25 protein-coding genes are annotated in these 22569 nt (G+C 57.5%); 12 read left to right on the top strand and 13 right to left on the bottom strand.

Annotation, left to right across the window (positions count from 1 at the left end):
- Window positions 1–33 precede the first annotated feature (33 nt).
- Complete coding sequence (gene leuC, locus AC2D8V_RS01215; RefSeq protein ID WP_484731690.1) at window positions 34–1437, bottom strand: 3-isopropylmalate dehydratase large subunit; 1404 nt, start codon at window positions 1435–1437, stop codon at window positions 34–36.
- 253 nt (window positions 1438–1690) lie between these two features.
- On the opposite strand from leuC, the gene AC2D8V_RS01220 reads away from it, so the two are divergent.
- The 4 genes from AC2D8V_RS01220 (at window position 1691) to rlmH (ending at window position 4857) form a co-directional block, all read left to right on the top strand.
- Window positions 1691–3007 carry a mechanosensitive ion channel family protein gene (locus AC2D8V_RS01220; protein WP_484731691.1) on the top strand — a complete coding sequence of 439 codons (1317 nt, stop codon included), beginning with the start codon at window positions 1691–1693 and terminating at the stop codon, window positions 3005–3007.
- Window positions 3008–3072: 65 nt separating this feature from the next.
- A complete protein-coding gene (locus tag AC2D8V_RS01225) occupies window positions 3073–3804 on the top strand; it encodes a hypothetical protein (protein WP_484731692.1) in 732 nt (243 codons plus the stop codon).
- Window positions 3805–3993: 189 nt separating this feature from the next.
- Window positions 3994–4362, top strand: coding sequence for a ribosome silencing factor (gene rsfS, locus AC2D8V_RS01230; protein WP_484731693.1), 369 nt, complete (start codon window positions 3994–3996; stop codon window positions 4360–4362).
- A gap of 24 nt (window positions 4363–4386) precedes the next feature.
- Window positions 4387–4857, top strand: coding sequence for a 23S rRNA (pseudouridine(1915)-N(3))-methyltransferase RlmH (rlmH, locus tag AC2D8V_RS01235; protein WP_484731694.1), 471 nt, complete (start codon window positions 4387–4389; stop codon window positions 4855–4857).
- 70 nt (window positions 4858–4927) lie between these two features.
- Here rlmH and AC2D8V_RS01240 read toward each other — a convergent pair whose 3' ends face one another.
- From AC2D8V_RS01240 to AC2D8V_RS01250, 3 genes are read right to left on the bottom strand one after another with little or no spacing between them, the layout of a single operon-like run.
- The gene (locus AC2D8V_RS01240) at window positions 4928–5638 is read right to left on the bottom strand and encodes a DUF1868 domain-containing protein (RefSeq protein WP_484731695.1); all 711 of its coding nucleotides are present in this window, start codon (window positions 5636–5638) and stop codon (window positions 4928–4930) included.
- Window positions 5639–5662: 24 nt separating this feature from the next.
- Window positions 5663–6019, bottom strand: a complete 357-nt coding sequence (locus AC2D8V_RS01245) for a hypothetical protein (RefSeq protein ID WP_484731696.1) — start codon at window positions 6017–6019, stop codon at window positions 5663–5665.
- Window positions 6020–6056: 37 nt separating this feature from the next.
- Window positions 6057–6749, bottom strand: a complete 693-nt coding sequence (locus AC2D8V_RS01250) for a DUF599 domain-containing protein (protein WP_484731697.1) — start codon at window positions 6747–6749, stop codon at window positions 6057–6059.
- 80 nt (window positions 6750–6829) lie between these two features.
- Here AC2D8V_RS01250 and AC2D8V_RS01255 point away from each other — a divergent pair, with 80 nt between their 5' ends.
- The 6 genes from AC2D8V_RS01255 to AC2D8V_RS01280 all read left to right on the top strand — a co-directional run bounded on the left by AC2D8V_RS01255 (window position 6830) and on the right by AC2D8V_RS01280 (window position 13234).
- Complete coding sequence (locus AC2D8V_RS01255; protein ID WP_484731698.1) at window positions 6830–8278, top strand: FAD-linked oxidase C-terminal domain-containing protein; 1449 nt, start codon at window positions 6830–6832, stop codon at window positions 8276–8278.
- A gap of 66 nt (window positions 8279–8344) precedes the next feature.
- The gene (locus tag AC2D8V_RS01260) at window positions 8345–9478 is read left to right on the top strand and encodes an FAD-binding protein (protein ID WP_484731699.1); all 1134 of its coding nucleotides are present in this window, start codon (window positions 8345–8347) and stop codon (window positions 9476–9478) included.
- Window positions 9478–10872: a glycolate oxidase subunit GlcF gene (gene glcF / locus AC2D8V_RS01265; protein WP_484731700.1), complete on the top strand. Its 1395-nt coding sequence runs from the start codon at window positions 9478–9480 to the stop codon at window positions 10870–10872. The genes AC2D8V_RS01260 and glcF overlap by 1 nt, the downstream gene beginning before the upstream one ends.
- Window positions 10873–10994: 122 nt before the next feature.
- The gene (locus AC2D8V_RS01270) at window positions 10995–11801 is read left to right on the top strand and encodes a trypsin-like serine peptidase (RefSeq protein WP_484732638.1); all 807 of its coding nucleotides are present in this window, start codon (window positions 10995–10997) and stop codon (window positions 11799–11801) included.
- 2 nt (window positions 11802–11803) lie between these two features.
- The gene (locus AC2D8V_RS01275) at window positions 11804–12640 is read left to right on the top strand and encodes a trypsin-like serine peptidase (RefSeq protein WP_484731701.1); all 837 of its coding nucleotides are present in this window, start codon (window positions 11804–11806) and stop codon (window positions 12638–12640) included.
- Window positions 12641–12766: 126 nt separating this feature from the next.
- Window positions 12767–13234: an Hsp20 family protein gene (locus AC2D8V_RS01280; protein ID WP_484731702.1), complete on the top strand. Its 468-nt coding sequence runs from the start codon at window positions 12767–12769 to the stop codon at window positions 13232–13234.
- A 61-nt stretch (window positions 13235–13295) separates the two neighbouring features.
- Here AC2D8V_RS01280 and AC2D8V_RS01285 read toward each other — a convergent pair whose 3' ends face one another.
- Genes AC2D8V_RS01285 through AC2D8V_RS01295 form a run of 3 tightly spaced genes read right to left on the bottom strand, consistent with a single transcriptional unit; the run spans window position 13296 to window position 16033 of the window.
- Complete coding sequence (locus AC2D8V_RS01285) at window positions 13296–13979, bottom strand: endonuclease/exonuclease/phosphatase family protein (RefSeq protein WP_484731703.1); 684 nt, start codon at window positions 13977–13979, stop codon at window positions 13296–13298.
- Entirely contained in the window at window positions 13976–15385 is a 1410-nt protein-coding gene (cls, locus tag AC2D8V_RS01290; RefSeq protein WP_484731704.1) for a cardiolipin synthase, read from the bottom strand. Before cls ends, AC2D8V_RS01285 begins: the two co-directional genes overlap by 4 nt.
- A 60-nt stretch (window positions 15386–15445) precedes the next feature.
- Complete coding sequence (locus AC2D8V_RS01295) at window positions 15446–16033, bottom strand: TetR/AcrR family transcriptional regulator (RefSeq protein ID WP_484731705.1); 588 nt, start codon at window positions 16031–16033, stop codon at window positions 15446–15448.
- A gap of 161 nt (window positions 16034–16194) precedes the next feature.
- Here AC2D8V_RS01295 and AC2D8V_RS01300 point away from each other — a divergent pair, with 161 nt between their 5' ends.
- Window positions 16195–16761, top strand: a complete 567-nt coding sequence (locus AC2D8V_RS01300; protein WP_484731706.1) for a carboxymuconolactone decarboxylase family protein — start codon at window positions 16195–16197, stop codon at window positions 16759–16761.
- Between the two features lie 48 nt (window positions 16762–16809).
- Here the strand turns inward: AC2D8V_RS01300 and AC2D8V_RS01305 are convergent, their stop codons facing one another.
- Window positions 16810–17397: a TetR/AcrR family transcriptional regulator gene (locus AC2D8V_RS01305; protein ID WP_484731707.1), complete on the bottom strand. Its 588-nt coding sequence runs from the start codon at window positions 17395–17397 to the stop codon at window positions 16810–16812.
- Window positions 17398–17461: 64 nt separating this feature from the next.
- Between AC2D8V_RS01305 and AC2D8V_RS01310 the strand changes: the two genes are divergently transcribed.
- Entirely contained in the window at window positions 17462–18091 is a 630-nt protein-coding gene (locus AC2D8V_RS01310) for an NAD(P)-dependent oxidoreductase (RefSeq protein WP_484731708.1), read from the top strand.
- On the opposite strand, the gene AC2D8V_RS01315 is transcribed toward AC2D8V_RS01310, so the two are convergent.
- The 5 genes from AC2D8V_RS01315 to AC2D8V_RS01335 form a co-directional block, all read right to left on the bottom strand.
- On the bottom strand, window positions 18084–18698 hold the full coding sequence (locus AC2D8V_RS01315) for a TetR/AcrR family transcriptional regulator (RefSeq protein ID WP_484731709.1): 615 nt from the start codon (window positions 18696–18698) through the stop codon (window positions 18084–18086). The two genes, AC2D8V_RS01310 and AC2D8V_RS01315, sit on opposite strands and share 8 nt — an antisense overlap.
- Window positions 18699–18735: 37 nt before the next feature.
- Entirely contained in the window at window positions 18736–19536 is an 801-nt protein-coding gene (locus tag AC2D8V_RS01320) for a DUF2145 domain-containing protein (protein WP_484731710.1), read from the bottom strand.
- Window positions 19537–19557: 21 nt separating this feature from the next.
- Window positions 19558–19896, bottom strand: coding sequence for a hypothetical protein (locus AC2D8V_RS01325; RefSeq protein ID WP_484731711.1), 339 nt, complete (start codon window positions 19894–19896; stop codon window positions 19558–19560).
- A gap of 129 nt (window positions 19897–20025) precedes the next feature.
- Window positions 20026–20907 carry a 1-acyl-sn-glycerol-3-phosphate acyltransferase gene (locus AC2D8V_RS01330; protein WP_484731712.1) on the bottom strand — a complete coding sequence of 294 codons (882 nt, stop codon included), beginning with the start codon at window positions 20905–20907 and terminating at the stop codon, window positions 20026–20028.
- Between the two features lie 113 nt (window positions 20908–21020).
- A complete protein-coding gene (locus AC2D8V_RS01335; RefSeq protein ID WP_484731713.1) occupies window positions 21021–22499 on the bottom strand; it encodes an NAD-dependent succinate-semialdehyde dehydrogenase in 1479 nt (492 codons plus the stop codon).
- Between the last annotated feature and the right edge of the window lie 70 nt (window positions 22500–22569).

The raw sequence follows: 22569 nt of genomic DNA on the forward strand, positions 1-22569 counted from the left end.
GAGAATCATTTGGTAAAGAACTTTCACCAAAGGTTACATCAACTCCCGCACGTCCGTCAGCTTTCCGGTGATCGCTGCAGCCGCTGCCATGCCGGGAGAGACAAGGTGCGTGCGCCCCTTGTATCCCTGCCGCCCTTCAAAGTTTCGGTTCGACGTAGACGCGCAGCGCTCGCCTTCGGCCAACTGGTCGGGGTTCATGGCCAGACACATGGAACAGCCCGCAAGCCGCCATTCAAACCCGGCCTCGCGGAAGATGTCGGCAAGGCCTTCCTCTTCGGCCTGAGCCCGCACAAGCCCCGAACCAGGTACGACCATCGCGCGCTTTACCTTGACCTTCTTGCCTTTGAGCACTTCGGCGGCGGCGCGCAGGTCTTCGATGCGACCGTTGGTGCAGGAGCCGATGAACACCGTGTCGATCTCGATCTCATTCAGCGGCGTGCCCGGGGTCAGCCCCATGTAGTCGAGGCTGCGCTGGGCGGCACCGACCTTGCCGCCTTCGAAGTCATCTGCCGATGGCACGGTCGCGGTGATCGGCAGCACATCTTCGGGTGAGGTGCCCCACGTCACCACGGGTGCGATATCTTCGCCCTTGATGGTGATCACCTTGTCCCATGCGGCGTCGTCGTCCGAGTAGAGCGTCTTCCACCACTCCATCGCGGCTTCCCATTGCGCACCTTTCGGCGCGTGCGGGCGACCCTTGCAATACTCGAATGTTTTCTCGTCCGGTGCGATAAGCCCGGCGCGCGCGCCGCCTTCGATGGCCATGTTGCAGACGGTCATGCGGCCTTCCATAGACAGGTCGCGGATCGCCTCGCCGCAGTATTCGATCACATAGCCGGTACCGCCTGCGGTGCCGGTCGCGCCGATGACCGAAAGTGTGATGTCCTTGGCCGTGACACCGGGGCGCAGTTTGCCGGTGATTTCGACCTTCATGTTCTTGGACTTCTTCTGGATCAGCGTTTGTGTGGCCAGAACGTGTTCGACCTCGGATGTGCCGATACCGTGCGCCAGCGCGCCAAAGGCGCCATGGGTTGCGGTGTGGCTGTCGCCGCAGACAACCGTCATGCCCGGAAGGGTCCAGCCCTGTTCCGGACCGACGATATGCACGATGCCCTGACGGATATCGGATACGGGATAGTAGTGAATGCCAAAGTCTTTGGCGTTCTTATCCAGTGCCGCGACCTGAATGGCGCTGTCCTCGGTCATGTTCGCCGGGTCTTCGCGGCCCGCCGTTGTCGGCACGTTGTGGTCCGGCACGGCAATGGTCTTGTCTGGTGCATGCACGTCGCGTCCGGCCATGCGCAGCCCTTCAAAGGCCTGCGGGCTGGTGACCTCGTGTACGAGATGGCGATCGATATAGAGAAGGCAGGTGCCGTCTTCGGCTTCGTGGGCGACATGGGCGTCCCATATCTTGTCGTAAAGAGTGCGGGCGGTCATTGGTCCTCTCCCGGTGTGTGAAAATTGTTGTCAGGTCTGGCGGTGGCGCCGGTTTATAGGCGTGCCAAGACGGTGCGGGTGGCACCGAAAAAGCGTTCGCGCAACCGGGCCCGGTCGTCGAGATCGATTCTGATGTGCGCGCAGTGTGACATGCGCGAAGTCTTAGCGGGTCCGCCGGTGCGAGGCAAGCTGCACCTCCGCCTTTGGCCGGAGGCTTGTTGTTGTCCGCCGGGCTCTGTGTAACTGTGGTGTCATGGAGACAATCGAGCAGAGTTTTCAACGGGTACTGATGTCCGGGGACGAGGTTTTGTTCCTCGTGCTTCGGTTCTTTCAGGAAATCGCAACGCCAGGGTGGCGGCAGAACCAGATAATCATCATCGCCGTTCTGGCGGTGGTTTCATGGGGGCTGCACCGTTACCTCGGTTCTGCCTTGGATCGGGCGGTGCGCGCGCGGGAAGGATGGCCGAAATGGCAGTTGCGCGCCATTGTGCAGATCAAGCGGCGGATGGGGCTGATAGCCTTTGCCGTAATCGCGGGTCTGCTTGCGCAGGTGATGCAGCAGGTGACATGGCCGTCGCGGTCCTATCTGATCGGGCTGGCAGCGACCCTTTCCTTTGCATGGGTGGCAATCAGTTTTGTTGTACGCCTGATCCGCAACCGTCCTGTACGGCGTCTTGCCGCTTGGGGTCTTTGGATATTTGTCACGCTCAACCTTATCGGGCTGGGCGACGAGACCTACGCCTTCCTTGACGGGATCGCGATAGATATCGGGGATTTCCATATCTCTTTGCTGGACCTGCTGGTCGCGGCACTGATCATCGTGGCCGTCTTTACCGCGGCACGTTTTGTCAGCGGTTTTACTGCCGCTCAGATCCGCCAGAACGAAGATATCAGCCCTTCCATGCAGGTTCTGACGGTTAAAGCGGTGCAGGTCGTCTTTTATGGCATTGCCTTTTTTGCAGGCATCAATGCGCTGGGGCTGGACCTGACGGGGCTTGCGGTGCTGTCGGGTGCGATTGGCGTCGGGCTTGGCTTTGGCTTGCAGAAAGTCGTATCGAACCTCGTGTCCGGCATCATCATCCTGCTGGACAAGTCGATCAAGCCCGGCGACGTGATCAGTCTGGGCGAGACCTTTGGTTGGATCAACAGCCTTGGCGCCCGCTATGTCAGCGTGGTGACGCGGGACGGGCGCGAGTATCTGATCCCGAACGAGGACCTCATCACCGGGCAGGTGGTCAACTGGTCGCATTCCGACGAATATGTGCGTCTCGATATCTTCTTTGGCACCTCCTACGGCTGCGACCCGCATGTGGTGCGACGCCTTGCCATAGAGGCGGCGACGGGCGTAGGGCGGGTGCTGGGGCATCCCAAGAAACCTGTCTGTCACATCGTCGGTTTCGGGGACAGTTCGGTGGATTACATCCTGCGCTTTTGGATCAGAGACCCCACAGGGGGTCTGACAAACATCCGCGGCGACGTCTATCTCGCGCTATGGGACGCGTTCAAGCTGAACGATATTTCCATTCCGTTTCCGCAGCGTGAGGTGCGGATGCTGGGCGACGACGCGTAGCGCTTGCCGCGCGCGTCGGGCGCGCTACCCTGCCTATCGCTCGTCCGATAGGGAAGGCGATAAGAGTGGCGAAAACAGAGGTGGTGGTGATCCTGGGTAGTGGGCCCAATGCACCGCAAGCGACATCTTGGCAACGCACGTGGTTCGACAGGCTTGTCGTCATCAATAACGCGTGGCGCGTTCGGCCCGATTGGGACGACCTGATCTTTCCCGAAGACTTTCCCCAGGCGCGCCGACCACAGGATATCACAGCGGACCAGCGTCTGATCGAGGCAGATCGTTTTGTGCCGGCGCAGAACGCTTACGGCGGATTCGTTTACGCGGGGGGTACGATGGCTTTCACTGCAGCATACTGGGTGCTGCACGCACTGCGCCCGCGCGTGATAGGATTTCTGGGCTGCGACATGGTCTATCCCAAGACGGGCGCCACGCATTTTTATGGCACCGGGACAGCTGACCCGCTGCGCGAAGACCTTACCTTGCGCGACCTCGGAGCCAAATCGGCGCGTCTGGCGGTGCTGGCTGAACAGCAGGGCTGTGCCTGTGTGAACCTTTCGAATGCGCCCGAAACTGCGCTGCTATTAGAGCGGTGTGCCCCGCATCAGCTGCGTCAGTGGACGCCTACCGCCGCGCCGCTGCCTCCGGCAGAGGTGGAAAGCGTGCTTTCGCGCGAAAATGACCTTGGCTATATGGTTCCCTCGGGCCGCTACTGGGAAGAGGCGGCGCGCTTTGATCCGGCAGCCCTTGCGGCGCTGGATGCAGATTGGCGCGCGCTTTGGGAAACAAAGGTGACATGACCGCGTTCTTTTGGGCGCGATATCAGGGGCAAAGGCATTGTTTCTCAAGCTGTCATTGAATTGTCACAAGGCTCTTGTTACTTTTTAGGTATCCCCAGCGCCGGGGGTCTGTCGGCGCGCCATAAGGAGGACAATGTCCTGTCAATACATGCTGATGCAGCAAATGCTGTGCATACCGGGGCTGCGGTGATGACCACTGCACCCGACACCGCCACCAGCGAAGAACTTCTGGCGGCCATTCTCAAATCCATCACAGACGACAAAGCCGAAGAAATCGTGCAGATTGATCTGCGTGGCAAAACAGAGATCGGCGATTATATGGTGATCTGTTCGGGCCGTTCGACCCGGCAGGTGGCTGCGATCTCCGAAAAGCTGGCTCAGACCGTTAAAGATGACTTAGGGCGAGTGGCCCGCGTTGAGGGCAAGGAAACCGGTGACTGGGTGTTGATCGACACCGGTGACGTGATCGTTCATGTTTTCCGTCCGGAAGTGCGCGAGTTCTACCAGTTGGAAAAGATGTGGCAGCCTATGGGCGGTCCGGAGGCGGCGGCGAACTGATCCGCGCCTGATACGAGGTATGCCATGCGTGTGCATGTGATTGCGGTTGGGCGCTTGCGCGCCGGACCGGAGAAGGATCTTGTCGACGATTACCTGACACGTTTCGACCGCACTGGACGCGCGCTTGGGCTGGGGCCCGCGCGGGTGGTGGAAGTGGACGATCGCAAGTCTGCCGGCAAAACGGCAGAGGGCGCACTGTTGCGTCGTGCAGTGCCGGAAGGTGCTGTGCTGGCGGTTCTCGACGAACGTGGGCAGCTTGAAAGCTCGCCTGATTTTGCAAATAGGTTGGCCCGGTGGCGGGATCAGGGGCGCGGTGACCTCGCCATTTTGATTGGTGGCGCGGATGGTCTGGACCCTGATTTGCGCGATGCCGCCGATTTCAGCCTGTCTTTTGGCAAGATGGTCTGGCCGCACATGCTGGCGCGGGTAATGGTGAGCGAGCAGCTATACCGTGCTGCTTCCATTCTGGCCCGCGCGCCCTATCACCGCGCTTAGCAAGGGGGCGCTGCCCCCGCCGCTGCGCGGCTCCCCCGGAGTTTTTCTGGCAAAGTGAAAAGAGCCTGTATCACGCAGGGCGTGCCAGAGCGCGCACAGGTTCAAAATGTGTCATGTCGTTGAAGATACAGAACTCCGGTGGTGCAAGCGGGATGACGGGTGTTTGTTTCGTGAGGCGTTTGGTCATCGTCTCCAGCGTCTGTTGCCAGAGTGCGGCGAGACTGTCCGGAATCCAGTCGACCGGATAGGCCAACGTCATATGGAAGGCGTAGGTATCATGCGTTGCATGACGAAAGCCGAAAGCCGTGGAAAGCGCGTCGCGCCAGTGGCGCAAAGCGGCGTCATCTGCGTCTGTTGCGCCTTGCAGTGCAAGGCCCCCGGGTGACACGTAGCTAACGCGCATGTTGATCGGTGGTGGCGGCGCAACATCTGACAGTCGGTTTGACACGGTTGATGTTACCGAAGAAATGGGCGCGCTGAGTGGCGTGTCCGGCGGCCAGGCGTCCGGGATGCGCCGGCTGTCGATCACACCGTCGAGGACCGTCATGTGAAGGCTGCTGACCGGTGTAAAGAGGAGCGCCTCGGCGCCCGGCAGCTGTTGCAACTGCTGCCGGATGGCCAGCACCGCTTTGTGTGACGGGTGTGACAGATCGAGCGGGCAGACCACGGTGTTGCCGGATTCCGGCAAAAACCGGCTACGGTTATAGCGCTGGCCCAAGCGGTGCGGTGGTGCTGGATTATGGGAGGCCAGAAAGCTTTTGAGGGTGTCGTCGAGGCTCATCACATACGTCCCCGGCAAACGCGCTTATGGCAGGCGGAACACGGTGGTGCCGCTGTTCCAGCCGCCGGGGTTGTCGCGGGCCTGAAGCTGTACCTGCGTTGTTCCCTCTGGGATGCGCACGCCTGACAGCGACCGCGTGAATGGCTGTTCGTTGACATGTGGATGCGCCAAGACGCGCATGCCCAATTCGTTGCCCCGCATGTCAAGCACGCGCCAGCCGTCGGCGTAGTGGTCCCACCCGGTATCTGGGTGTTTGATCGTGACGTCGAAACGCCATGTATCGCCGGCTGTGTTGCGCGCGGTGATATTGGTAATCTCAGGCTCTTCAGCGACGGCAGGTAGGGCCGCGAAAATCAGGGCAATCGCTGCAAATCTGAACATGGGGGCCTCTTGCAAGCTTGATGTTACCTATTTGATATTAGTCATCCAGCAGGATTTGGCGAGAGCGCGAGGCAAATTCTCGTCGCCAAATTACCGTGAACGTGGCTAGTGCCGCAGCCATGAGTGTGACAGGTCCGGCCAGCCATGCCGCAGCAGCAAGCGAGAAGTAGATTGACCGCAGGCCGCGGTTGAAGCTGCGGGCAGCGGCGATGTTAATCTCTGCTGCTTGCGCTGCGCGATGGGCCGCCTTGGGGTCATCAGCGTCGTTGGAGACAGCGGCCATGACCACAGAGCAGTAACCAAACAGCCGGTTGGCCCAGACAAATTTCAGAAACGCGTTGGTGAGTAAAAATGCCATGACCATGAGTTTAAGTTCCCACACGATGGTTGGTGCGTCGCCGAGGGCGATGTCTTCTGCGACGCCCGCCAGCCTTTCGGCGTTGCCGATCAGCGCCAGCGTGCCACCCAGAGCAATGACACAGGTCGACGCGAAAAACGCCGTGCCTTGCCGGAGCGTGCCAAGGATCTGGGCGTCAAAGATACGCGGTTGGCGGGTCACCATCTGTTGCATCCACTGGCGGCGGTAGCCAGCCATGAGCGTGGATGTGGATGGGTGTTTCGCCCCCGGATGCTCAATGCGCCATCCTATGCCGATCCACAGCACAAAGAGTAGGCAGAGTGCGGCGATATCCAGCGGGGGAAACAGAGCAAGGCGCAGAAGAAAGTCCATTTCTCTCGCATGGCAGGTCCATCATGTCTTGCCAATGGGCAAAATTGGTAATATTATTTTACCAAAGAGGAGATTCCCTGATGGAAATGCCCACGCCAAGCCCAGATGTGCTGGCACGCAAGGCGCGTGTTGTTCAGCGGCTTCAACAAGTCCTGCCGGAGGATGCGGTCATTCACGACGTGCGGGAGACGCGCGCATATGAATGCGACGCGCTGACGGCCTACAAGTGCCCACCGATGATTGCGGTCTTGCCGGCGAGCACAGGCGAAGTATCCGACGTGCTGCGTATTTGTCATGAAGAGGGCGTGCCGGTGGTGCCGCGCGGCGCGGGGACGTCATTGGCGGGGGGCGCTCTTCCAACGGCCGACAGCGTGATACTCGGGGTCGCGCGCATGAATGACGTTTTGGAAACCAATTACGAAGACCGGATAATCCGGGTGCAGACCGGAAGGACCAATCTGAGCGTAACAGGCGCAGTCGAGGCGGACGGGTTTTTCTACGCACCTGACCCGTCAAGTCAGTTGGCCTGTGCGATTGCCGGGAATATTGCGATGAATTCGGGCGGCGCGCATTGTCTGAAATACGGTGTAACAACGAACAACCTGTTGGGGGTCAAGATGGTCATGCCGGATGGCGAGATCGTTGAGATCGGCGGCGCCCATATGGATGCGGCGGGGCTCGATTTGCTTGGGTTGATTTGTGGATCCGAGGGGCAGCTTGGCGTCGTAACCGAAGCGACGTTGCGCATTCTTCCCAAGCCCGAAGGGGCGCGCCCGGTTTTGATGGGCTTTGACGACAACGAGGTGGCGGGCGCCTGCGTCAGCGACATTATCAAGGCGGGTGTTTTGCCGGTGGCGATCGAATTCATGGATCGTCCATGCATTGAGGCTACAGAGGCCTTTGCCAAGGCTGGGTATCCAATGTGCGAAGCGCTGCTGATCGTGGAGGTCGAAGGCTCGGACGCCGAGATCGATCACCAGTTGGGTCTGATTACCGAAATCGCGCGCAGACATAACCCTGTGGAGTTGCGCGAAAGCACTTCTGCAGAGGAAAGTGCGGCAATCTGGTTGGGTCGCAAATCCGCGTTTGGTGCGATGGGGCAGATCAATGACTACATGTGTCTTGACGGAACCATTCCGGTATCAAGCCTGCCGTTCGTGCTCAGACGGATTTCGGAAATGTCGGATGAATTCGGGCTCAAGGTTGGTAACGTGTTCCACGCAGGCGACGGCAATATGCATCCATTGATCCTGTTTGACGCCAACAAGCCGGGTGATTTGGAGCGGTGCGAAGCGTTTGGCGCCGAAATCCTCAAGCTGTGCGTCGAGGCAGGTGGGTGTCTGACGGGTGAGCATGGTGTCGGAATAGAAAAGCGCGACCTGATGAATTATCAGTATGCGCCTGAGGATCTTGAGGCCCAGATGGCTGTGAAGGACGTTTTTGACCCTTCCTGGATACTGAACCCGGCCAAGGTGTTCCCGCTTGAAACCTCTATGTCGCGGCGTAGCCCGCAGTTGGCCGCGCAATAGGAGGCCAGCCTCTCCCTCTCGCTATCGGGAGAGACCCCCGGAGTTTATTCAGCAAAGTGAAAGAGCATGTTGAGACCTGAAACGGAAAACGACCTTTCCGAAGCGATCCGCGCGGCAAATGGGCCGTTGAGTGTTTGTGGCGGAAATACGCGTGGTATTGTGCCGGAAGGCAAGATGCTATCGGCCGCCGCTATGAGTGGGATCACACTTTACGAACCGGGCGCTCTGACGCTGGTGGCGCGCGCCGGGACACCGGTTGCGCAAATAGATGATGCATTGGCTGCTGAAGGGCAAAGGTTGGCCTTTGAGCCGATGGACCATCGAGAACTGCTTGGCACGGAAGGTACCCCGACCATCGGTGGTGTGATGGCAGCCAACGTCAGCGGGCCGCGGCGTATTCAGGGAGGTGCGGCACGGGATTATGCGCTTGGGGTGCGGTTCGTGGATGGATCGGGAACAATTCTCAAGAACGGTGGACGGGTGATGAAGAACGTCACCGGCTATGATCTAGTAAAATTGCTGGCAGGGTCGTTCGGTACGCTGGGGGTGTTGACAGAAGTTGCGCTGAAGGTTTTGCCGGTGCCGGAAACGTCAGGAACGCTTGTGGTTCATGGATTGGACGACGCGTCAGCAATTGATGCAATGTCTCGGGCGATGGGATCACCATTTGAAGTAACCGGCGCGGCTTATGGTGCTGGCATTTCGGGTGACGCGGCGGTTTGCGTCCTGCGCGTAGAAGGTTTTGAATCCTCGGTCGCCTATCGCCTTGAACAACTCAAGACGCTGCTGGCGCCGATGAGTGGGGATTTAGAGATCTTGGCAGCGTCTGCATCCGAGGCGCTGTGGCAGAAATTGCGAAACGTGGGGCCGTTTGCGGGTGCCGAAGGCGACACCTGGCGGATATCCTGTGTGCCTTCTGCCGCGCCGGGCCTTGTTGCAGCTGCGGCGGCTACGCGGCACTACTATGACTGGGCCGGGGGGCTGATCTGGGTAAATACGCCTTCGGGCACAGATCTGCGCGCCCGGTTGGGCGCATTTGATGGCCATGCGACACTGCTGCGCGGGGACCGTGCGCAAGGTGTCTTTCATCCGCAAGCCACGGGGGTCGAAAAGTTAAGCGCCGGATTGCGGGCGAAATTCGATCCGCGCGGCATCCTGAACAACGGGCTTATGTCACCCGCCCAAGGGGAGGTGGCGTAATGCAGACGACGTTCTCTGAGACACAACTGAAGGATCCCGCGATCCAGCGCAGCAACGAGATTTTGCGTGCCTGTGTGCATTGCGGTTTTTGTACCGCAACCTGCCCGACATATCAGGTGCTGGGAGATGAACTCGACAGCCCGCGCGGGCGGATTTACTTGATCAAGGACATGCTGGAGAACGACCGCGATCCGGACGCAAAAACGGTAAAGCATATCGACCGGTGCTTGTCGTGCCTTGCATGTATGACCACCTGCCCTTCCGGTGTTCACTATATGCATCTGGTCGACCACGCGCGCGAATACATCGAAGAACGGTACCAAAGGCCTTGGAGTGATCGCGCTTTGCGTTGGGTCCTCGCACGTATTCTTCCCTACCCGATGCGTTTCCGGGTCGCATTGCTAGGCGCTAAAATCGGCAAGCCATTTGCGCGCTTTGTGCCGGATGTGCGGCTGCGGGCGATGCTGGAGATGGCCCCGGATGTGATACCGCCGGTCAGTCGCAACGATGACCCGCAAACCTTTGCTCCGGCACAGCCGAAGAAAAAGCGTGTGGCTCTCATGACCGGCTGCGCGCAAAAGGCGCTCAATACCGATATCAATGACGCGACGATCAGACTGTTGACTAGACTTGGGTGCGAGGTCGTGGTGGCTGAGGGCGCGGGGTGTTGCGGGGCGCTCACCCATCACATGGGCAAGACTGCTGAGAGCCATGCAACGGCTGCGAAAAACATTCGGGCGTGGGTGCGCGAGATGGATGGCGAGGGATTGGATGCAATCGTCATTAATACCTCTGGCTGCGGGACCACGGTAAAGGATTACGGCCACATGTTCCGCAATGATGCGCTGGCAGACGATGCGGCACGGGTTTCTGCGCTTGCGCGTGACGTCTCTGAGGTATTGGTTGATTTGATGGACATACCCAAAGGCGTGGCAGGCGCGCCGCGCCCGGCCCGCGACGCTATCGCCGGTACAGAGGCGGTATCGCAAAACGATTCGCCGCCCGAGGGGATGGTTGTTGCCTATCACGCTGCCTGTTCGCTACAACACGGGCAACAGATCAAAACGTATCCCAAAGAGCTGTTAAAATGCGTTGGTTTTCAGGTGGTTGAGCCATCTGATCCACATCTTTGCTGCGGCTCTGCAGGCACGTACAACCTGATGCAACCTGAAATTTCGGGGCAGTTGAAGGCCCGCAAAGTACGTACGCTGGAGGCTAAAAACCCTGATGTAATCGCTGCCGGCAACATCGGATGTATGATGCAGATTGGATCGGGCACCAAAATCCCGATCGTGCATAGCGTGGAATTGATCGACTGGGCTACTGGCGGGCCAAAACCTCCCGCTCTGGTGGCAGGATTCAACCCTGAGTCTGAAATCCCGTGTCTTCGTTAACCAATTGGTGATGGACCGTTAACCAAATGGCACCCAATTAGGCGCTTAACGCCGTATTTCTGCCGTATCCCTTCGTTAAACAATACCCAGTTTAGAAAGGATGCATTGTGCGAATTTGGGTGATGTTAATTGGTGTAGTTTTGCTGGCGACCGGTGGTGCCATTGCGCAGGATGGTGCGCTTCGCAAACTTGAGACGGGAAATGATGCGAACCCATGGGAGGCGGTTGGCCGTCTCGACATTGGCGGCGCGGGATTCTGCACGGGCGCGCTGATCGCGCCCGATCTTGTACTGACGGCGGCGCATTGCCTCTTTGACAAGCGAACGGGCGCGCGCATTAACCACGAAACGGTCGAGTTTCTGGCGGGATGGCGTAATGGCCGTGCCTCTGCCTATCGCGGCGTGCGCCGTGCCGTGGTTCATCCTGAATATGATTATAGCGAAAACGTCTCTTCGGATCGGGTCCGAAGTGACGTTGCTCTTCTCGAACTTGACCGGCCGATCCGCAATACAACGATCAAGCCCTTTCTGACTGCGTCCAGCCCTGTGACAGGTGATCGCGTCGGCGTTGTGAGCTATGCACGTGACCGCTCCGAAGCACCGTCTTTGCAAGAGGTCTGCCAGGTCATCGGGATGCGTGAAGGTGTTCTTGTCACCTCTTGTTCTGTCGATTTCGGATCTTCGGGCGCGCCGATTTTCTCCTTTGCTGACGGGGAGGCGCACATTGTCTCGGTTGTTTCAGCCAAAGCTGAGATGTCCGGAGAGAACGTGTCGTTGGGCACCGAATTAAGCGACCCTCTCGAATATCTGCGCGCGGAACTGGATCGCGGCGCGGGTTTTTATGTCAATGCAGTACCGACTGCTTCTCGGGTCGTCGTTGGCGAAGAGCGCCGTAACACCGGTGCGAAATTCATCAAGCCCAAGGAGTAACAATGCGCCTGCGTCATGTCATTGCAACTGTTCTGGCTCTAAGCCCTCTTATCGGTAGTGCTGCCGCCCAGCAGGCGACCAGCAGCTTGCGTGGTATGGCGGTGGAAAACGATGCGCTGGCATGGCAATCGGTTGGACGGTTGGATGCCGAGGCTGCTGGTTTCTGCACCGCCACGCTTATTTCGCCCGAGTTCATTCTCACAGCAGCCCATTGCGTTTACAATACACGCACGGGTCGTTTGATCGCACCGTCTGATTTCACCTTCAGAGCGGGGCTGCTCAATGGCCGCGTGGCCGCGGAGCGCGCAATTTCGCAGGTTGAGCCGCACCCGAAATACCAACCGCGCGGTGGATCGGCCCAGCAGAACATTCGCCATGACGTTGCTTTGTTGCGGTTGGCGGAACCGATCCCTTCGAACGATCTTGACCCTTTCGTGTTGCACCCGCGCAAGGTTTCCAGTGGCCCGGTCAGCGTCGTATCCTACGGTCGCAACCGTGAAACGCTGCCATCTCGTCAGGATGTGTGCCAAGTGATCGCGACGCGCCATGACATCATGCTAATGGATTGCGATGTCACTTTCGGCTCATCAGGAGCGCCCGTGTTCAGCCACATCAATGGCAGGGGACAGATAGTCTCTGTCATTTCCGGCATGGGTGCGATGGACGGGCGGCGGGTCACCTACGGGATGACGCTGCCTGATATTGTTGCGGAACTAAAACAGCAGATGTGGGCCAACAAAGCCAAACCTGTCGCTTCGATCAAACGAATTCAGGTCGGTACAGGAGGTGCCAAATCCTCTGGTGGCGGTGCTAAATTCGTCCGCGCTGGCGGGTCTTGAAACCCGAAAATACATCCCCACATTGACGGTATCAGGGCGCCGATGATCGGGCCCTGAAATCTTAAGACAGCGGGTGCGTCCATACCGGAGCGCCCGACATTTATCGCTCAATGAAGAGGATGAACCATGCGTAGTTTTGACTTTGCACCCCTGTACCGTGCCACTGTCGGCTTTGACCAAATCGCTGACCTGATGGACCGTGTACTGACGACTGAAGGTTCTCAGCCGTCCTATCCCCCTTATAATATCGAAAAGCTAGATGACGACGCGTATCGCATTTCTATCGCTGTCGCCGGCTTTTCCGACGCTGATCTTGGCGTCGAAGTGCGCGAAAACGCGCTGATCGTTTCGGCCCGCAAAGCCGACGACAAGGAAGAGCGCTCTTACCTGCATCGCGGTATCGCGACGCGCGCGTTCGAACGTCGTTTTCATCTGGCAGACCACGTGCACGTAACCGGTGCGGCCCATGCCGACGGGATGCTGCACATTGATCTGAAGCGTGAGGTGCCTGAGGCGCTGAAACCGCGTCAAATCGAAATCAGCTCGACCAAGCAGATTGAAAAAGACGTCGTTGACGCCAAAGCTGTAAACTAAACCGATAATCACGTTTTGTGCCGGGCCCGGACCGCAAGGTTCGGGCCTTTTGCGTGTCAGGTCACCCGTCGAATTTTACATCGGCCCAGACCGGCAGGTGATCGGATGCTATTCGCGCCAGTGCTGTGTTGTGCACACCGTGATCACGAATGGAGACCTTGCGGCCGTGGGCGATCCTGTCCAGTTCTCCTACTGGGCGAATGGCGTGAAAACTGCGCCCCGGTCGCAGCACTGTAAAATCGTGCATCAAGGGTTCGAAACCCTGCGTTGTGGACCACTCGTTGAAATCGCCCAGAATGGCGCTCTTGGAGAATTCGCCGTCAAGATGATTGATGATTGCGAGCATCTGGCGCTGCCGCCAATAGCGCAGCAGGGCCAAATGCGTCCCAACAACGGTCAGGCCTTCGACGCGCGCCATAACTGCGCCGCGCGGTTCCAGACCCGGCAGATCGACATGGCGCAGGTCGCTGACGGAAAGGCCTTTGCGCACGAGGATCGCGTTACCGTGCCATCCGAGGCTGACATCATTTTCAGCCAGGTCGACGACGGTGTAATCTGTCTCTTGCCGGATCAGGAAACGCGGCAGCGCGGTGGGCCTGCTGCCCAGCCGTTTGTCTACCTCTTGCAGGGCAACGATGTCGGCGTCCACCTCAAGCAGAACCCGCAGGATGCGCGCGGGGTCACGTCGGCGATCCAGACCGACGGCCTTGTGCACATTGTAGCTCGCGAGGCGCAGCTTGGTCATAAGATAGGCGCTGCCAGTCGGGCCAGTGGTGCCGCAACGCGCAGATACAACGGTTGCTTGTACAAGGGTGTTTCGAACTCGATGCAGTCAGCCAGATCGGTCGTGAGCATATCGGACACCTTGTGAGCAAAACCTGTGTGGTGGAAGATTGCCATGGTCTCGAAGTTGAGCCGGAATGACCGATAGTCAAAATTCATGGTGCCGACTGCGGCGACTTCGTCGTCGACCAAGACTACCTTTTGATGCATGAACCCGGGCTGATACCGGAAAATGCGCACGCCGGCTTCTCTCACCTCGTCAAAATAATCATAAGCCGCGAGCCACGTCAGGTAGTGGTCAGCCCTTTCTGGCATGATGATCCTTACATCACAGCCGCGCAAAGCTGCATTGGTCAGCGCGCCGAGTGTCAGAGAATCCGGCACAAAATATGGCGAGGCGATCCAGATGCGTGATCTGGCCTGACTAATGGCAGAGGCAAAGAACAAGGCCCCGGTGTCCAGATCATCGTTCGGACCTGCCGAGATAATCACGCCTGTCATATCTGATGGTTGTGCAGGGGGGTGCCATTCCAGCTCGTCGCTGAGCAGCTCTTCGCAGGCCCAGTGCCAGTCTTCGACAAAGGCCAGTTGCAATTGCGAAATGATTGGCCCCTTCATATGCAGATGCGTGTCACGCCATCGGTCGAATTCGGCGCCCCCATCGACATAGGTTTGTGACATGTTCAGGCCACCGACAAAGCCTTCTACGCCGTCAATGAGCACAGTCTTTCGGTGATTGCGAAAATTGATGTTCAGCTTTGAACTCGGTCCACTCCCGCCGCGCGGGTCAAGAACTTTGACACCTGCATCATTCAGTCGGGTGATCCACTTGCGTGATAGTTTGTAGCTGCCTGCCCCGTCATAGAGCAACCTGACCGAAACACCGCGCCCTACCGCCGCAATCAGATGGTCTGCCAACGCATTTCCTACGGCGTCGTGGTAGAAGGTGTAGGATTGAACACATACATACCGCTCGGCCCGGTCAATCGCTGCAAATATTGCCGGGAAACCCTCTTCGCCGTTTAATAGTAACCGCGCGTCGTTACCGCCAAGTGCTGGCATCTCGGCCAGTTGTTCGAACACCGACAGGCGCTTGGCTGGGTCAGCGCGTGGTGGAAACAGATCACGCGACGCGGCGAGCCTTTGCACCACGTCGTGGGTTTTCTTTCGGGTTTGATTATAGCGACGCAGTTTGTGTGTCCCGAAAACCAGAAATGCGGGTACGGCAAACCACGGCGCTGCGATAAGAAAGACGGCCCAGCCGGCCGCGCCCTGAGGGGTTCGCGCGGCGTCAACGGCGCGCCAAACGCAATAAACCACGATTGCGATGACGACGAAGGGCAGTACCGAGTAAAGTAGGGTAAGCATACGCTACTTTTTTATTACAAACCAAAGGGCTTGGCGATAGGGTCGCGTAAGGAAGGGGCGCTATGGCGCAGGCAGCAATTGCATGGCGCTCGATTTGATTGCGTCAAAAGCCTGAAGTTCGACACCACCTCTGGACAGAACGCGCATTCCGACAAAGAGCGACAAAAGCCCCTTAGCCGTTTTCTCAGGGTCGGTTGACAGCGCAATATGTCCAGACGCTTGGCCTGCAACGATCATATCGCGAAAGAAGGTTTCGATCTGCTCAATCGACTGGCGGATCAAGGCATTCACCGTATCGGAGTGATTGGGCATATCCTGAGCCGTATTGATCACAAAACAACCCAGATGCTCGGGATCAGCCTTGGCTGTGTCTATCAGGCCCTGAAACAACGCGTCAATCGCTGCTTTGGGATTGTCCCACTGACGCAACTCGGCAAGACGTGCAGCGCGATTTTGCTGGTCGTAGCGTGCCAGCGCCCGATCAAACAACTCCTTCTTCGAGCCGAAAGCGTTATAAAGGCTGCCTTTGTTGATCTGCATGGCTTGGGTCAAGTCGGACATCGAGGTTGCCTCGAATCCTTTCTTGGCAAAAACTGACGTGGCTTTGTCGAGGGCCGTATCCATATCGAATGCTTTTTCCCATGGCATTATGAATGCTCCTCTCGTGCCGTTAGCATAATATATATAGGAATTTATACCGATCGTTCAAGAAAATCAGAGGGCAGTCTTGACTGATCGGTTTAAGCTACCTAACTGAGTGTATACCGAATGGTTTAAACAATATGTGACTATTGATAAGGAGAACTCTGATGACCGAATTTACGACACATACAGTTGAAACAGCCCCTGACGGCGCAAAAAAAATGCTCGAAGGTGTTCAGGGCAAGTACGGGTTCATTCCAAATCTGATGGCGACAATGGCCGAGGCCCCCGCATTGGTCGAAGCCTACATCGCCCTGGCTGGTATCTTTGGGAAAACTGACTTGTCCGAAACAGAACGCCAAGTCATCGCAATGACGAATAATCGCCTGAACGGGTGCACCTATTGTATGGCGGCTCACACCACGATCTCGAAAGGTGCTGGCGTCCCTCAGGACGTGATCGACGCGCTGCGGCATAACACGCCTATTGCGGACACCAAGCTGGAAGCGCTGCGTCAGTTTGCAATTGTTGTGAATGAAACCCGCGGTTGGCCGACGAAAGATCAAGTGCAGGCGCTGATCGACGCCGGCTACACGAAACAGACAGTCCTCGAAGTCGTACTCGGCACCGCCTACAAGGTGCTGTCAAACTACACAAACCATATAGCGGAAACCGAAGTTGACGATGCCTTTGCACCCAATGTGTGGAGAGAGGATGACGCGGCCGCCGCCTGATCTGCCGGGCCAAGTTTAAACAGATAACGGGGCGCATATTGCGTCCCGTTAATTTGCCAGCAAAATGCGCGCGGCGGTTTGCTGCATAACCTCGACATACCGCTGCTGCGACCAGTTGGCCTCTTGGTGCAATTGCTCCCACCCATGCACAGATAACAGGGTTGCCAGCAAGTCAGTCGCTTCGTCTGGTGACAGCGCATCTGTCAGCCTACCCTGATTTTCCAGTGCCGTGATCACAGCGGCACAGCCGTGTCGCACGGCGGCCATTCGATCTTGCCACGCGGCGCGAGCTTCGGCGTCACTGTGCTGCAGGGCGAGCAGGGCCTTGGCAACGCCGTATATCTGCGGAATGTAATCAGCCCAGACAGAGACCCATTCGCGCAACCTTTCGACACCATCCGCAGCAGCACGGCTTGGCGCAAGTCGGGCATCGATCTGATGCGTTTCATCAAGGTGCCGAACCGCTGCGACCAGCAGATCAGCGCGGTTGGGAAAGTGCAGGTACAGAGCCTGACGGCTTATTCCTGATGCCTTTGCAATGTCGGACATGCGAACGGCAGGGGCAGACCCGGATTCAAGCAATGAGATGGTTGCGGAGAGGATGCGGGCGCGGGTTGTTTGATTTTCTCTTGACATGGCGTCAAGTAGCCCTTAATTGACACCATGTCAACTTTACACCGTGTCAAGAAGGAGATTTGAAATGAAGATAGTTGTAATTGGCGCCACGGGCGTTCTCGGTAGCCGCATCACAAATGAATTGCTGGCTGCTGGCCACGAGGTCACGGCCTTCGCCCGCCGGTCATCGGCATTCACCGGATGGGACGGCCGCCCGGTGCGCGTAGATGGGGACGCGCTGGACCCCGAAGCAGTACGCGCAGTTGTGAAAGATCAAGATGCGGTTGTCGTCGCTCTTGGCTCAGGTATGTCCCGCAAGAGCAAAATCCGCTCGCAAGGAACACTCAATGTGATCCGCGCCATGCAGGTCCATGGCGTACAGCGCCTGATCTGCCAGTCCACGCTTGGCGCGCGGGACAGTTGGAGTACACTGAACTTCTTTTGGAAGCATATCATGTTTGGCGGATTGCTCCGCCCCATGTTCAAAGACCATGAGCTTCAGGAGCAAATGGTCGAAGCCAGTGGTCTTGACTGGACGATCGTGCGCCCTTCCGCTTTCGACAAGAGCCCGCGCACGGGGCAATACATCGAAGACGTGCAGAACGATCGCCGCGGGCTGCGTCTGAAGATCACTTTGGGTGATATTGCCGGGTTTGTCGCCCGCCAGATTGAAGACAAACGGTATCTGCACCGGGCAGTCGGTATTTCTACCTAGGCGCGGTTTCCGGAAAATTACGGAAAGCAGCAGCAATGAGGTCGTGCATGTAATCCCGCGCGACCTCAGGCTTGATCATCGCGATTTGCGGGCGACAGGCCAGTGAGACCAGCCCATGGACCGATGCCCACAGCAGCAAAAAAAACTGCCGGTGCTGCGGGTCAGACGGGTCACCATCACCGGCGCGGATCAGCATTTCGAGCAACCCTTCTTGCAACTCGGCCGTTTTGACGTCGAGTTGCAAGTCGCTGTCGCGCTCAAAGAGCATATACCAGCGTCGGGGTTCTGAATTCGCGAAATCAAAATAGGCCTCGCCGATCGCGATTACCCGAGCACGGGCATCGGCCGGGGCGTCGGCCATTGCCTGACGCAGAGCAGTAGCCAGACGTTCTGCGCAGCGCGAGTTTACCGCCCGAACGACCCCATCCAGATCACCGAAAGCGTTGTATAAAGAGCCAACCGAAATTCCCAGCTCCTTGGCCAATCCACGCGCGTTGAGCGCACCGCCCCCGTGTTCAAGGACGATGCGCTCTGCCACCGTGGTAGCGCGTTCGCGAATGTCGGCCAGATTTCGGTCGCGACGAGATGGTTTTGTCTGTGCAGTCATTCTTTTTTCATGTGGGACCAGTGGCTGTTTGTCAAATTCAGAAGCGCTGCGCGCCATTCTCGGTGAAGCGGTATATTTGGTCGGAAAGATCGTGACCCGACATAAACCGTGCGATCGAACTGAAGGTCGCGGTTTCGATTTTCGAGCCGTGGTCTTTGGTTGTAAGAGCCGCGGAGGACGCAGGGGCCAACATTCGCTTTAGGCCACCGATGCGCACATGTTGCGGCTCAAAATGCGCAGCGATGTTTGCTTTGATCTGGTCGCGGTTTTCGATGTCGTAAAGGCTTGCCATCAGCACATCGAGGGTATGCTCTGTACAATTTTGAAAACGCGGATCGGCCGGATTGGCCAAGACAGAATAGGAACTGTTGTGCAACGCGTTGTAAGTTGGGCTGGCAATGGTGCCGAGCAGCTTCTGTTGCAAACGTGGGTCAGGGACGATGACGCCCGCATCCAGTTTATAAGCGCCAGCAAAGAAATCGGCTGGGCTATCCTGAACCAGACGGCTCGATGTGTCGTCGTCAGCTTGCTGGTAGAGGTTGTAGACGCGGTAACCGGTCGAGGTCGATCCGTCCTCATGCGACAGGCGAGAGTAAACCCAATAGGCGACATGGGTATAATTTATTCCGTCGGGCAGCGTGTCTGGATCGCGCCCGATACGACCCACAATTGCTACGCGCGCACCCCTCGCCACGAGATCCTTTTGTAACTTGTTGGAGTAGGTGGCGATTTGATCCTTTGGCAGTTGTGCTGGTGCGTTCTCTGTGCTGCCGGCCCACGAAAGGGACGGCAGCAACAGCGAAAGGCACACGGAAATCAGAGTAAGAAAGCGTTTCATGTTCGATCTCCTGGCCCGGTTTTAGTCGAGGGTGGGCGCCGCGTTGGGCATCACGGTAATGTTGATTGTCTGTTGTGGACGGGTGCCTTCGACCATGTCTGCACCCAACTCGATCGTGCTGGTGCCCACCTCTTCAAGCGCCATACCCGTCACCGCCATGGCGGAGCCGACAGCCACGATCGGAACAGAGGCGACCGTTGCGGCGCCAGTCACGACGGCGGAACCCGCGTGACTTGCCGCTTCACCGCTGTGGTATGCAGCTTCTGCGGAATGCTGACCACTTGGACCTGCGGTTGCAGTTGTTGCAGTCAAAGCAGTTGCGGCAACAGCGGCTGTTGCGAGGAAAGTACGAATAGACATTGTGGTTCTCCTTTTCATGAACGATGTTCATATTACTTGGGAACCACGCCCTCTTCTGTCAATGAATTTTATGAACAATGTTCAAAAAAAGATTGAAAAAATTTCAACCACCTGAAATAAATAGAAAAATTATGCGTTAGAGGCGAAGAATTTTCGCGTGAAGTTGAAACTTCCGGTCGTACGCACCAACGAAACAGACGGTTTGGAGCGTGATCCAAGCTCCAACGTCTGGCGTCTGAGTGCTTCCGTCGCCAGTTGCGACTGGGCAGGCAGGCTGCGTCCCTCAATTGGTGCTCCAATACAGACCCGATATGGTTGGCGGTCTTTGTTGAGCGTTTCGTGGAACAGGGTTATGTCACGCAAGGACGGATGTATCAGATCGAACAAATAAAACAGCGCCGAGTTGCGGGCCTCAATCCGGACAGGGATCACGGGCACGTCGAATTTACGCGCAATCATGGCGGCTGATGGCATCCAGTCGCGTTCGTGTAGGCGCAGACCACGCCGTTTTGCAAGGCGCCCTGAGGGGAAAATGACGCCAAGACGACCGTCGTGCATAGCAACGGCTGTCTCCTGCAAAGTCATGCGAGTTTTGGCGTGGCTGCGTTTGTGTTTTCGCCATTCGACAGGGACAATGATGTCGCTCATCTGCGGCAGAACACGCAGGATGTCGCTGTTGGCGTAAAAAAACATGTCGGGCCGAACCTGGCGCAATGCCTGGTACAGAAAGATGCCATCGGCGATGCCGGTCGGATGGTTCGCAACGATCAACGCCGGGCCATGCGACGGGATGTTGTGCAGGCCATGCACTTCCATGTTGCGTGCCAGCATAGATGCCATGATCTTCATGATCTGATCACTGCTTCGCCCATGCAGTTGACGCGCCAGATGGAGCGTTTTGTCATAGCTAAGCAGGTGCTCCGCGACCTTGCGGGCCAGTTGCGCCTCGGTGCGTGGCTCGAAAAGCCACTCCGCGCGTTCTTCAATCAAAGGGTCTATGCGGTGCTTCATGCTGTGCGAGTACGCTCTCTGCATGAAGCTTCGATGACACATAGGTGAAAGTTGTGTGTCGAACGAAAAAAGGGCCGCTCGTCAGCGGCCCTTCTCTGATGGTGATTTAAACGTCAGACTGACATGCAGATGTATTTCATTTCGAGGAAATCCTCGATGCCGTGATGAGAGCCTTCGCGACCGAGGCCCGATTGCTTGACGCCACCGAACGGCCCCACTTCGGTAGAGATAATCCCGGTGTTGACGCCAACGATGCCGTATTCCAGTGCTTCGGCCACCTTGTAAACGCGGCTGAGATCTTTGGCATAGAAGTAAGAAGCCAGACCAAAGATCGTGTCATTAGCCATCGCGATCACGTCGTCTTCGTCGTCGAACTTGAACAAAGGTGCAAGCGGCCCAAAGGTCTCTTCCTGCGCGACTTTCATATCTTGCGTCACACCGGTTACGATCGTCGGGGCAAGGAAGTTGCCATCCAACTTGTTCTCGGCATCGCCCAGAATGATCTCGCCACCTTTGGAGATTGCGTCTTCAATGTGCTCGACAACCTTGTCGCCCGCTTCTGAATTAATCAGTGGTCCAAGGTCTGTACCTTCTTCAAGACCATCGCCCACCTTCATCTGTTCTACGCGCGCTTTCAGCTTTTCCGCAAAGGTATCGTATACGCCTGATTGCACGTAGATGCGGTTGGCGCAGACGCAGGTCTGCCCATTGTTGCGGAACTTGCACAGGATCGCGCCATCGACCGCTGCGTCAAGGTCCGCATCATCAAAGACGATGAAAGGTGCGTTGCCGCCCAGTTCCATCGAGCATTTCATGACCTGATCTGCGGCTTGCTTGAGCAGAATGCGCCCCACTTCGGTCGAACCGGTAAAGGTCAGCTTGCGCACGGCTGGATTTTCGCAGAACTCCTTGCCGATCTCAGACGAGGATGAAGAAGTCACCACGTTGAGCACACCCGCCGGCACGCCCGCGCGTTCCGCCAGCACGGCCATCACGATCGCGCTGAGCGGTGTTTCTTTTGCCGGACGCGCGACGAAAGAACAGCCAACCGCAAGTGCCGGTGCAACTTTGCGTGCAATCATCGCATTGGGGAAGTTCCACGGTGTGATCGACGCTGCCACACCGATCGGCTGCTTCAGAACTGTGATGCGCTTGTCGCGTTGGTGGCCGGGAATGGTTTCGCCGTAGACCCGTTTGGCTTCTTCGCCCATGAATTCGATGAACGACGCACCGTAGCCAATCTCACCCTTTGCTTCTGCCAGCGGTTTGCCCTGTTCAGCGGTAAGGATCACGCCAAGATCGTCGACGTTTTCCATCATCAGGTCGTACCACTTGCGCATAACGGCAGCACGTTCTTTACCCGTCCATTGCGCCCATTCCTTTTGCGCTTTCTCTGCCTGAGCAATTGCGCCGGCAACCTGCGCCCGGCTCAAATCCGCGACTTGTGCAATGACATCGCCACGGGCGGGGTTCGTGACATCAAAGGTGCCATTGTCGCCATCTACCCACTGGCCGCCGATGTAGGCACGCGTTTCCAAAAGCGTTGGATCGTTCAACAGAGATTTGAGGTCGGTGTTTAAATTATCTTTCATTTCGACTCCTTTGCGAAATTGCTTGTAGCTCTCAAAGCAACTCTGGGTATGATTGTCCAGTTCCCACTGC

Source organism: Roseobacter sp. YIN89, assembly GCF_057219365.1.